Below are 12,095 nucleotides of genomic sequence, written 5' to 3'. Positions count from 1 at the left end.
TCCCAACTGCCAAGTAGGGAGGCTTTTTTGCCCCCCTACGCCCCATACAAATTCTTTTGGCCAACAAATCCAAGCCCGCAGTTTTACCACCGATGCCTATCGCTATGGGTTTAATGGAAAGGAAAACGACAAGGACTTTGGTAATGCGCAGCTAATTCAGGACTACGGCTTTCGCTTGTATAATCCGGGGATCGGGAGGTTCTTGAGTGTGGATCCGCTGACCAAGGAATACCCTTGGTATACGCCTTATCAGTTTGCGGGAAATAAGGTGATTGCTTTTATAGATCTTGATGGTTTAGAAGAAGCGCTACCTTGGTATTTGAGAGATCAAGGTAAAAATAAAAAGCCTCTACTAACATTTGGTTTACATAATGTTGAAGTTCCTACTGTTTCTCGACGAGCTTATTTAGATGGAGGTGCTCTCAATCCTGCAAACTGGATAGTTTTTACTGGAAACTCGACCTTTAGTATTTATAACGGTGCAGCAGAGTTTTATAATCTAGCTATGGAGGGAGTGACTGGCACAGAAATATTAATGAACCAGTCTGAGCAAGTACAGGACTTTTTGAATAAAGCAGGACCTGAAGAGTACAAAGACTTATTATCAAACCCAATATTGTACGAGAATCTAGTAGCAACTTTATTAACTCGAAAAGTATCTCAATACTTAAAAAATCCCACTAGGAATAATAAATCATTAGCTGGTAGTATAAAAGACGTCAATGTGGGTAAATATAAGTCAGGACTTCCTGGTGCAGGTAAAAATAATTGTACTAATTGTGTAATTGCCGTTGATACTCACCTACAAGGACGAAAAGCATCAGCAATGCCTTATGCTCTTGATATTGATGGTACCTATACACCTAGACCTGTTGATGTTAAGGTATTAGAAAATCATTTCTCCAGTAAGTTCACTAGTACTAATCAAAAGAAATTAATGTCTTTAGGAGAAGGTAAAAGAGGAGTGATTTTTGGTATTCACAAGAAAAGTAATTTAGGACATGTGTTTAATATTGCTAATCAAAATGGTAAGATTAATATTATCGATGGGCAAACTGGAGGTACTCAAAATTTATCTGATTGGAAATCTTTGCACTTTTTACCAACCAATTAAAAATGGATTATACAGTAATTGAATTGATTTTAAAAGAATATCTTAATTCTTTATCCGAGCGTTTAAAAAATAAGATTATCATTGATAAAGACTATACATGGGAAACTTCAGAATATTTTATAATAGGATATAATTCAGAATCTTTCCTTAATAATGGAAATATTTCTGATGCTTTAGTTGGTAATTACCCAATTGTAATAGATAAATCAACGAAGCATACATATCAGCTAATAAATTACGAAGATGACTTTGAAAAGTATACCATTGATGAGCTAATTGATAAAAATATTATTGAAAAGTTTCCTTACGATTAAATAGCTCCCCCTTATACCAATTTCTTTAGTGAAAAGCTGTGTCGCTTCGTTCGCACACAATGGAGCTGTTAGAAAATAGTGGACATAAAAGTACTTGCTTCCGTTTCCCAAAAAGTCTAGCAACAATTAGTCTCCCCACACCAAGTAGGGAGGCTTTTTTGATCCCCTACGCCCCATACAAATTCTTTTGGTCAACAAATCCAAGTCCGCAGTTTTACCACCGATGCCTATCGCTATGGATTTAATGGGAAGGAAAACGATAAGGACTTTGGCAATGCACAGCTAATCCAAGACTACGGCTTTCGCTTGTATAATCCGGGGATTGGGAGGTTCTTGAGTGTGGATCCGTTAGCTAAACTTTTCCCATGGAATTCAGTGTATGCATTTGCTGAGGGAGATGTGATAAGATCTATTGACTTAGAAGGTGGCGAAAAATTGATTGTTGTTGATGATCAAGCTTCTCAAAAAGTATGGAAATCTTTTTTGAATGTAATATCGCATGATGATTTATTGTATAGAGAACTTTTTGAAGAAATTACCAAACAGGAATTAGAAGATAAAATACATATTTATTATTCTTCTCATAAAGGTAGGGGAGGTATTTTTTATGGAAATGATGGTATTACTTTCACCACTAAAAATTTTCTTTCGAAATGGACAGAAAATATCATTGGGTATGAAACTGCTAAAAATAAGCGTGAAAGAGCTCGTTATGATCGTTCAGAAGTCGTAAGGTATTTTACGTATATGAAGCAGATCCATTTAGATAAAAGAGAGATTTATGATAAAATTCAATCTAACATTAATATTTTTTATATAGGGTCCAATTCAAAGGATCCTCTTTTAGAGCAAGAGCTAGCTATCCTACATGAAATTTATTTACATCTAAAAAAGTATGATAATATGAATAACCCAGAAGATCATGTGTGGGGGTATGGAAAAGCTCAATATGCAGACGGAAGCAATAAGCGTCACTCTCCTTCTTACAAAGAGACAGACCCCACTTCTAGGATGGGAAAAATACAAAGGCGCTATATTGAAACAAGAAGTAACATGAAGGATATAAAAGAGAAAAAAGATGAAGCATATAAAAATAGTGTTATTGAAAGAACTAAAAATATGGGACCTAATTCAGTTGATTAGCTTAATATTGTTATGCTCATGTTCTAAAAACAGAACCATCTTATTGGATAAATATCACATCACTGCTAGCCACCAAAGTATTACTTTTCCAAAAGTAGAATCTATTTATGATAGTGAATTTGATGATGATGATACAGTATTTGTTTTTTTAAAAGATGATATATATTACTATCAACAAGGTGTTGAATACCTACTTGGTAGATGGTACTATGAAAAAGATACGTTATTTTTCACCAAACTTTGCGATTATAGAACTCAAAATTATCAGATTTTGGTGAAAAAAATGTCAGTAGGCGAAGGGTTTATGCATCAGGCTGAATTGAACTATAACGTTCTAAATGAGATTAATCATGATAACAGAGATACTATTTATCAATTGATTAGTACTGAAACATTTAATCCTTCTCTATACTTTAATTTAGATTATTCTATTGTAGATATATCCATGATGAAAGGGATATTAAATGTAAAAACATCGATCAGTAACAGTAAACACTCCTCTACAGAATACTTTGATATAAGTTGGTGTAATCAATTAAGTAATCATACTTGTGATTGCGTGTTTTTATTAGATGAAAAGAAAGATAATTGCAAATAAATATGTCCCACTTATACACAGTCTATTTGAATAGAGAATGAGGAGAGTAGTCACGAAAACTTATAACATTCTATTTTTCAGAAAGATAAGATGATTCAACTATTACATGGTGTGATTACCTTAAACCAAAAATGACGAAAGTATTTACCTCTGTTTCGAAGAAAGACTAGTGGCAATTACCCCCTCTGTTCAAAGAGTTCAGCTTTACAATACTATTTTAATAGGCTCAATAGCGACAAAGCACTCTTTGAACAAGCCGTTTTGCAGCAAAGCATATTAACCATTTATGTGTTTCTAAGAATTCCCCAAGCCCTCCTCACACCAAGTAGGGAGGCTTTTTTCATCCCTTCCACCCCATACAAATTCCTTTTGGCCAGCAAATCCAAGTCCGCAGTTTTACCACCGATGCCTATCGCTATGGATTTAATGGAAAAGAGAATGACAAGGACTTTGGTAATGCACAGTTAATTCAGGACTACGGATTTCGCTTGTATAATCCGGGGATCGGGAGGTTCTTGAGTGTGGATCCACTGACCAAGAGCTACCCTTGGTATACGCCTTATCAGTTTGCGGGGAATAAGGTGATTATGGCGGTGGACTTGGATGGGTTAGAGGAGGCATATGTTACTATGGGACGAGCAGGTGAATTAACGGGTGAAGGTTATATTGTTGGTGCAGATGCGACAGGTATTATGACTGAAACTACGTTACGTGTTGAAGATCAATATATGAATGGAGCTAAGTATTTTAATAATGCTATTCAAAGCCAAATAGCGCATAAGCAAACATTTTTATCTGTTGCTCCTAACTGGAAAGAGCAGCATAAACGAAATTTAAGAATGTCAAACCCTGGATATTTTGGAAATGCACCAATTAATGAGGGAATAGGATATGGTTTGATGGCTGCAGGTCCACATTATATTTCAGGTGCAGCGGAAGCAGCACTAGCGATGGATATACTGGCGAATACTCTTGTTAATAATGGAAACCTTTATAAGGGGATTGCAAACGCAGATTTGTTTGATTACGGGTTACAAAAATTAGGAATTGCTTTAACTAAGAATCCGATTAATGAGGGATTACTCAATGCTGCTGGAGGAGCGATGTTTGATGTGAGTGTTTCTGGAGGATTTTCTGCCTGGGGATACGGAAAGTCAACTAATCATGTGCTAATTGACGCTTCGGTTTCTCTTGTATTATTAAGAGCACAAATGTTTTCCATTAATTTGAGTAAAAAAATAGATGATATCGGAGTTGAGGTTAAAGGTTTAAGATCAGATCTCAATACCGCTTATAAAAATTTCGATATAGACCATGGAAAGCAAATACAACAACGCTTAAATACTCTACAGAATCAATTGAATGGATATAAAAGAGTCTTTGAAGAGAATCAAAAGACTATTCACTTTTTAGAAAACAATACTGCTATGCCAGCCGTAGAGAAAAATGCACAACTTCACTTAAAACAACAAATACAATGAAAATAGGAGATATCCCTATAGAAGCTCTTTTGATGTTAGGGGGCTTTTTTATTATATTTTTCACTTTTGTAACCCTGAGTAATATTTATTTTTTTCACTTATTAAAAAAATATGGATTCAAATATATCGACGTTGAAATTAGGGAGGTCGTAGAAATGAGATATGGTCAACATATCCGTTTTGGTTGGTCTACGCCTAATCACTTATTTTTCTCCTATATCTCGTATAATAAAAAATGGGATCATATAGGAAAGAAATATAAAGCTGCTGTTTCAAAAAGACACCCTAGAATTGTACTATTCTTAGGAGGGTATGATAGATCAATTAATGATGTCAAGTGGTATCATTTTTTAAAACTTCCAATTACGAAGGCACAATATGTAGGGGAAAAAAATTGGTAAGAATAATCACTTTTAAGCGACTAAAATTTATCACAAAATGAGTCTAGAGATCTAGGGTCTTATTGAGAAAATACATTTCAGCCTCCCTACTTGGTGTGGGGAGGTCTGGGAGTTCTTAGAAACACGCAAATGGTTAATATACTTTACTGCAAAACAGCTTGTTCAAAGAGTGCTTTGCCACTATTGAGCCTATCGGAACAGTATTGCAAAGCTGAACTCTTTGAACAGAGGGGGGCTAGATAGAAAAATTATCTAAAATTTGAATAAACCTTACAAACGTTCAATACAGTTTTCTGAATTACTCTGAATTAAATAAGACTCATCTAACTCTTTTCTTAGTATAAGATATTTTTCAGCCTCCTCCATCTCAAAAAAGGTTGAGAATTCATTATCATAATAACTATAATTCTCTATAGTCCAATTACCTGTTAAATGATGCTGTGATAACTCTATTTTCACATAAATGTCCTTCTTCGTTCCTTTAACTGAAAACCATATTTCTTCAGAACCATCTTTACCAGGATATCTCTGAGTATCAATATAATTCACATGTGATGGTAATGTAAATTGCATATCAATAACTCTACCTGTAATTTGATCGTTATAATGAGTCATTATATACCAATTTACAATCTCTTTGTATCTACAACTATTTAATTTTAAAAAATATAAAGTTGGGTATAGTAAAAGCATGCCCAACACCCACACGATAAGAAAAAACTTCTTCATACTATCTATTTGACTTTATCGAATTATATTCATCATATCCCGCTTCATCATTTTTATTAAAAAGTAAGCCTGTATTCACCCTGTCTCCCATAACTCTATCATTATTCAAACCTTGTATAAACAATCGATATAGCCCATCTTCTCGCTGCTCAAATTGAAAATCCAGTGAAACTTTTCTTCCTCCATAATGATCTACTCTAGCAGAAGAAGGAGGATCTACTCCAAAAACTGAAAATCTAGCAGGAAAACTTCTAGGAGGATCAGCTTGTAAAGTATTCTGTATCGCTTTAGACCAAGAAGAAACTAATGCAGGAACTTCACTCTGATGAATGACATAATGTGAGATAAGGGTTGTTTGTGAATGACTAAAGCCTGCTCCACCACCAATTCCTGCTGCATATTTTAACCCTCCTATCGATTCAATAAACTCCAATGGCCCACCGAATTGACCATCAATTTGGGATGTCGCAAATGTTCCTTCTGCTATACCATAATCAAACGCAATATCAGTAGTATTATGATAATCCCAAACGTTATCGATGTCCCACAGGTACGCACCTTCCAAATCAACCACAGTAAGATCGCCGCCAATCATGGCTTCGCCATCTTTTGGACCGCCATCCCATTCATAATATGGTACCTTAACAAAACCTCCATCACTTCTATAAACCCCTATATTCCCTTTGATATCATAGGCCATACCTATATGGTGATGATATGAAGCTCCAGCCCCTAATCCTATTTCTCCTGCAGAAGATATGTCAATGGCAACAGTTTTTGGAAACTTCATTTTTTTACTAAGTAATAGAGGCATAAATGGATTGAAACCTTGAAAAGATAAACTAGCTTCAAGTCCATCCAGATCAATAGCCATTATCGGCGTATTACTTGCAAACTGATAAGGCGTCAACATCGGGTAACTCTTGGTCAGCGGATCCACACTCAAGAACCTCCCAATCCCAGGATTATACAAGCGAAAGCCGTAGTCTTGGATTAGCTGCGCATTACCAAAGTCTTTATCATTTTCTTTCCCATTAAACCCATAGCGATAGGCATCGGTGGTAAAACTGCGGGCCTGGATTTGCTGGCCAAAAGAATTTGTATGGGGTGTAGGGGGTGAAAAAAGCCTCCCTACTTGGTGGTGTAGGGAGGCTGATTGTTACTAGTCGTTCTGGGAACGGAAGTAAATACTTTCGCTATTTTAAGTATAACCATTACATGACTAACATTTTACATCATCTTCCGTTTAGAGAAGAAGGCTAACTGAAAATAGTAAGTCTTCTTATGGTCTACTCAAACACACTGTGTGTGAATGAGGTATGATACAGTACCAAAAAATGTTATTCGTAATAGTACCACTTACCTTGTAGTTGTACAACAGTATCTGCTTTAAAAATAGGTTTTACAGTATAATTATTCTCTTGTTGAGAAATAGGATCACCATCAGGAAAATAAACCAATTTAGCAGCATTTGGGTAAAAAATCTGAGCCATCCTTATTCCATGTTTTTTTGTTATTTCAATTACTCCTATAGGTAAAGGGTCAGATTTATTTCGTATCACATTTTCAATAAACCGTAACTCCGTTTCAGAAAAATATTCTCCCTCATTAATTTGCTGCAAATCACATGTTCTGAACCACAAACCTTGACGGCCTCCAATCGACACATCATAACAGTATTCTGAATCATCAAATGCTTCAAACAATAAATGTATTGCTAACTCATACTCAACAGAATGATCCTTGAGTAAAAGAGCACACTTTCGAATTACTGCGTTATCATTTTTTTTGTAATACAGTGGCCAGTAAATCCAAACAATTACTACCGCAATGATAAAAAGTAAGACTATTCTACCTTTGAATTTTCTTTTCATAACTATCAATATTCTTTTGTGCAATCTTAGTAGCAAAAGTTCCCTTTCCTAACATATCATACTTCATAATATCAAATCTTCGAGTACCAGAGCCTTTTCCTGTTCCATAAAGTACTTCTCCATAATACGATAGGCCCGTAAGATTGTCCTTTTCATCTCTAATCTGATTTTCATAATAGGATATTTCTGCTATTCCTCCCATTTCCTCTACGTGTTCTACAAATGACATTGCATGCTTCATATTAGTCACAGCATTATGATAATCTTTAGGACTTGCTATATAGATTTCTGCAGAAGCATCAATTGAGCCCATAAAAATACCGCTACCAATACCTCCTTCTAAACCATAAGTTGCAGGAGCTTCTTCCCCTTTTGGAGTAACAACAAAACCGTCTGCTTCCCAAAACCACCCCCCTCCAGTACCTGTAATACTAGCATCTCCCCCTAATACTCTAAGGTCTCTCCTGGGAGTTACACCTACTTCCAAGCCTATTCCCCATATCGCCCCCACAAATGAATTAGTCTCTTGGGAATTACTATTTCCTGTACCCAAAGAAGTGTATACGGCAATATTCCCCTCAGGTCCTAAAGCATACCCTGCTCCATAATCAATATAATTTTGATACGTAGCATCTCCAGATCGGTATGTGGTATTATAACCAAAATGAAGAGCAACATTTAATTCTCTTGCAGTATATAAAGACAATTTCGCCGCATCAGTATGGGTTATCCAATTCCACATACGAGCTTCTTGCTCTAAAATAAATTCTTCTGTACCCGTCATTTTTCGTTCTTCCAGTCCATCTAAGTCCACCGCCCATATTACCTTATTCCCTGCAAACTGATAAGGTGTATACCAAGGATAGCTCTTGGTCAGCGGATCCACACTCAAGAACCTCCCAATCCCTGGGTTATACAAGCGAAAGCCGTAGTCCTGAATTAGCTGTGCATTGCCAAAGTCCTTGTCGTTTTCCTTTCCATTAAACCCATAGCGGTAGGCATCGGTGGTAAAGCTGCGGGCCTGGATTTGCTGGCCAAAAGGAATTTGTATGGGGTGTTGGGGATGAAAAAAGCCTCCCTACTTGGTGATGTGGGAGGCTAATTGCTGCTAGTTTTTTTGTCTAGTTGGATATAGGATAACTCCTAGAAAATACAGTGAACAGACTCGAGTTAAACGACTGTATTTACGATTGGCCTTACATACTGAATTGCTTTTGGAAAAATAATTTCATAATTCACTATAGTTATATCGCAACTATCCTCATCAATAGAAAAATAAAACACCCAATCATCATCTAAATCTTCTTCATTACTAGGATTATAGGCTATCATATACTCTTTGTTGAAGCAAAGAATGTGGTCTTCTTCCTCTCTATCGAATTTAAAATTAATTTGATATTCTGCGCTTATAAGTTGCTCAAGTCTACAGAATACCTCTTCTATAGCTGATTTTCCTATTTTATAAGAAGGGAAGAAATCTACACTAACAGAAAGAGCGCCACCGTCTATAAAACACCTATAGTAAGCAGTATCGAATACTCCTAAAACTTTATCCTCTAAAGACGATTTAAAGGTTAGTCTAAGACCACCGTTAGGATATTTATATTTTTCTTGAAAAATTACTTCTTTAGTAAGAAAAGGCTGAAATATTGTTTTGGTACAAAAAAGTTTCATTTATTCTTCAGTTACTGTTACGTTATACTTTTTTTCTAGAGTAGTTGATATGTCTTTATTGAACTCTTGAGCTTTATATTCATTTCCTTCATGGTATCTACCATTTACTGAACGTGATCGCCAGCTTATAACCTTCATATTATTTCCATCAACTAGCTTTACTGTAAAACCCACGTAGTTTTCTCCAAACTCTTTTCGGTTGACCTCCATTTGACGAAGAATTTTTCCATGTCCTTGTGTTCTAGGAACCCAACCTTCGGGAACAGCTTTTTTAGGCCCATCAAAACTAGGTCGTAACTCCATTGCACGTGTTTTATGATTATATACACCAGAAAAAACAGTTCCATCATCATATTTATCAAAAAAACGCTTACCTGATAAGGAATGTGAAAGATTAATATTAGCTAATGCTTCTCCAGCTAAGCCTATAATTTGTGAACTTTTATTATAGGCGTACTGAAAGTTTCTCTCTTTCGATACGGTATGGTCATTATATGGATCCAATTGCTGGAAACCATTTTCAGCATGATATACAGCTTCCTCCCATGTTTTGAAAACAAACCCCGTAGGAGTTTTTGGGCCCTCCACTTGTGCCCAAATTACAATACTCTTTTCTATTGGAAAATCAATATTGATATCAGCCCAATCCCCTAGCGGACTTAATATGGTCTCTATTGTTGCTGTACGTACAGTCTCTTTTCCTAAAACTTTAAAAACAGGGACTCCTTCATTGGTGTAATTGATTAAGGCATAATGTACTCTTTCTAATCCATCTAAATCAATCCCTGCTATTGGCTCATTACTCGCAAACTGATAAGGCGTCAACATCGGATAGCTCTTGGTCAGCGGATCCACACTCAAGAACCTCCCAATCCCCGGATTATACAAGCGAAAGCCGTAGTCCTGAATTAACTGCGCATTGCCAAAGTCCTTATCGTTTTCCTTTCCATTAAACCCATAGCGATAGGCATCGGTGGTAAAACTGCGGGCCTGGATTTGCTGGCCAAAAGAATTTGTATGGGGCGTAGGGGATCAAAAAAGCCTCCCTACTTGGTGGTGTGGGGAGGCTTAAGAAGCTTTATTTTTTATTCGAAGAAAATAAGCTCTATTTTTCCTTTTTCAACTTAGGTCCCCATGGGGTTAACTCATAACAATTGGCAATAGCTCCTTTTTCAATAAGCATCTGCTGAGCTTCTTTATTATTCCATTTACAGGCCATATCAAGGGCAGTCATGCCATCAGGACCTGATAGATTTATATCTAATTCTTCTGAACTTAAAAAAGCATTGATAATTGGATTAACGATACTATAGTTAGGCTTTGGATTACCTTGATCATGTAAATGATCGAATACTGCAAATAATATTTCAACTAATATTGGCTGATCACAGCATGGTGATATTTCATTAAGTTTTACCATGTTTTCTTCTAAAAGAAATTCTATTATTTCAATATTTTCTGAATATACAGCTCCAATTAATATACTGTATACACATACATTATCTATTATTTCATCATTAAAAGCTACATCATATGTTAAAATATAATCGACAAACTCTTCAAGAGTAATCACTTTCAATTGATCACTTAACTCTTCTGTTCTAAGAAATTTTTCAGGTAAGTTCATTATTTATGCTTTGTTTCTCCTATAATTTCAACATTTATGTTTGGAAACATTTTCTGGAACTGCTTTTTCACTCCCCTGCAAGACATACATGGTGTTCTATTGGAATAGATAGTAATGTTTCCTACAAATTCTTTATAGGTACCAGGCTTTCCAACTAAAGAATGCGCAATAGATTCAAATATTTTTGCTTCAGAATCATTATATCGATGAACTTCATCAACACCTCCTTTTATTTTAGTGACTTTTGTTTTAAAAAATCGTTGTCCATCCTCTAATAGTTGAGCTGTACCGTTTGGTGATATAGTACCAGAAACTGCATCTATATTAACTAATTTGTTATTAATTAATCCTTCTGCATATGCTAGATTACCTCCCCCATTTTTTAACTTTGTTCTAAAATCATTACCTCCTGGCAGTCCTCGATATGTTTCTATTAATTTTTTTCTTACTGCATGCAATCTTCCAAACCCTGTTCTACTAGGATAAGGAATATCCTCAACAATCTCACGTATTAGGTATTTTCCTGCACGGGTAGTTTCATCTACAATGCCTGTAGGGAATAATGCCTCATCGCCTGTTGCAATACCATAAGCTCCTCCTAGAAGGTTAGTTTGAAGGATTGGATTGTACAGTAGGTTAACATAATTACTAGAAATCCAGGTTAACCCTTCTCCAACAGCAACTCCTCCAGTATAGAGTGTCATTCCCGCTGCATTTCCCAATGCAATATTGCGGTTCATATGTTGTACATATTCCAGAGAGGAAACTATTTTTCCTTCATTTTCTAATTGAATCGCAGATTGCCATAAGCCCAAGTACCTTTGAGACATATCTACTCCTTCCAATCCATCCAAATCAATATTCAATATAGGATTATTGGTAGCAAACTGATAAGGCGTCAACATCGGATAGCTCTTGGTCAGCGGGTCCACACTCAAGAACCTCCCTATCCCCGGATTATACAAGCGGAAGCCGTAGTCTTGGATTAGCTGTGCATTGCCAAAATCCTTATCGTTTTCCTTCCCATTAAACCCATAGCGATAGGCATCGGTGGTAAAGCTGCGGGCCTGGATTTGCTGGCCAAAAGAATTTGTATGGGGCGTAGGGGGGCAAAAAAGCCTCCCTACTTGGCAGTTGGGA

General features: G+C 36.1%; 11 protein-coding genes and 3 pseudogenes. 6 read left to right on the top strand and 8 right to left on the bottom strand.

Translation table 11 applies throughout. The annotated features are described in order from the left end of the window. The 6 genes and pseudogenes from ABD985_RS21200 to ABD985_RS21175 all read left to right on the top strand — a co-directional run. The coding region (locus ABD985_RS21200; RefSeq protein ID WP_345375331.1) for a toxin glutamine deamidase domain-containing protein at positions 1 to 1,114 on the top strand (1,114 nt) is incomplete at its 5' end. Between the two features lie 2 nt (positions 1,115 to 1,116). Beyond that, positions 1,117 to 1,428 carry a YrhB domain-containing protein gene (locus tag ABD985_RS21195; protein WP_345375330.1) on the top strand — a complete coding sequence of 104 codons (312 nt, stop codon included), beginning with the start codon at positions 1,117 to 1,119 and terminating at the stop codon, positions 1,426 to 1,428. A 195-nt stretch (positions 1,429 to 1,623) separates the two neighbouring features. Next, positions 1,624 to 2,571, top strand: a pseudogene (locus ABD985_RS21190) (RHS repeat-associated core domain-containing protein); the annotation flags it as partial. Positions 2,572 to 2,614: 43 nt separating this feature from the next. Beyond that, positions 2,615 to 3,169 carry a hypothetical protein gene (locus ABD985_RS21185; protein ID WP_345375329.1) on the top strand — a complete coding sequence of 185 codons (555 nt, stop codon included), beginning with the start codon at positions 2,615 to 2,617 and terminating at the stop codon, positions 3,167 to 3,169. Between the two features lie 356 nt (positions 3,170 to 3,525). Continuing rightward, positions 3,526 to 4,650 (top strand): RHS repeat domain-containing protein, encoded by a 1,125-nt coding sequence (locus tag ABD985_RS21180; RefSeq protein WP_345375335.1) that lies wholly within the window; start codon positions 3,526 to 3,528, stop codon positions 4,648 to 4,650. Next, complete coding sequence (locus tag ABD985_RS21175; RefSeq protein ID WP_345375328.1) at positions 4,647 to 5,051, top strand: hypothetical protein; 405 nt, start codon at positions 4,647 to 4,649, stop codon at positions 5,049 to 5,051. Before ABD985_RS21180 ends, ABD985_RS21175 begins: the two co-directional genes overlap by 4 nt. Before the next feature lie 270 nt (positions 5,052 to 5,321). On the opposite strand, the gene ABD985_RS21170 is transcribed toward ABD985_RS21175, so the two are convergent. The 8 genes and pseudogenes from ABD985_RS21170 to ABD985_RS21135 form a co-directional block, all read right to left on the bottom strand. Beyond that, a complete protein-coding gene (locus tag ABD985_RS21170) occupies positions 5,322 to 5,780 on the bottom strand; it encodes a hypothetical protein (RefSeq protein WP_345375327.1) in 459 nt (152 codons plus the stop codon). Between the two features lies 1 nt (position 5,781). Further along, a pseudogene (locus tag ABD985_RS21165) lies at positions 5,782 to 6,864 on the bottom strand (RHS repeat protein); the annotation flags it as partial. 256 nt (positions 6,865 to 7,120) lie between these two features. Further along, positions 7,121 to 7,654, bottom strand: a complete 534-nt coding sequence (locus ABD985_RS21160; RefSeq protein ID WP_345375326.1) for a hypothetical protein — start codon at positions 7,652 to 7,654, stop codon at positions 7,121 to 7,123. After that, positions 7,632 to 8,699 carry an RHS repeat-associated core domain-containing protein gene (locus tag ABD985_RS21155; protein ID WP_345375333.1) on the bottom strand — a complete coding sequence of 356 codons (1,068 nt, stop codon included), beginning with the start codon at positions 8,697 to 8,699 and terminating at the stop codon, positions 7,632 to 7,634. The genes ABD985_RS21160 and ABD985_RS21155 overlap by 23 nt, the downstream gene beginning before the upstream one ends. Positions 8,700 to 8,824: 125 nt before the next feature. Continuing rightward, positions 8,825 to 9,328: a hypothetical protein gene (locus ABD985_RS21150; protein ID WP_345375325.1), complete on the bottom strand. Its 504-nt coding sequence runs from the start codon at positions 9,326 to 9,328 to the stop codon at positions 8,825 to 8,827. Continuing rightward, positions 9,329 to 10,327 (bottom strand): annotated as a pseudogene (locus ABD985_RS21145) (RHS repeat-associated core domain-containing protein); the annotation flags it as partial. Positions 10,328 to 10,433: 106 nt separating this feature from the next. Then, positions 10,434 to 10,955, bottom strand: a complete 522-nt coding sequence (locus tag ABD985_RS21140) for an ankyrin repeat domain-containing protein (RefSeq protein WP_345375324.1) — start codon at positions 10,953 to 10,955, stop codon at positions 10,434 to 10,436. After that, positions 10,955 to 12,095: deaminase domain-containing protein (locus tag ABD985_RS21135; RefSeq protein ID WP_345375323.1), on the bottom strand; the 1,141-nt coding region annotated here is incomplete at its 5' end. The genes ABD985_RS21135 and ABD985_RS21140, both read right to left, overlap by 1 nt.

The sequence above is a fragment of the Algivirga pacifica genome (genome assembly GCF_039543525.1).
GTDB classification, from domain to species: domain Bacteria; phylum Bacteroidota; class Bacteroidia; order Cytophagales; family Flammeovirgaceae; genus Algivirga; species Algivirga pacifica.
The sequence above is the reverse complement of the archived record's forward strand: the minus strand, read 5'-3'. Positions and strand labels throughout refer to the sequence as shown.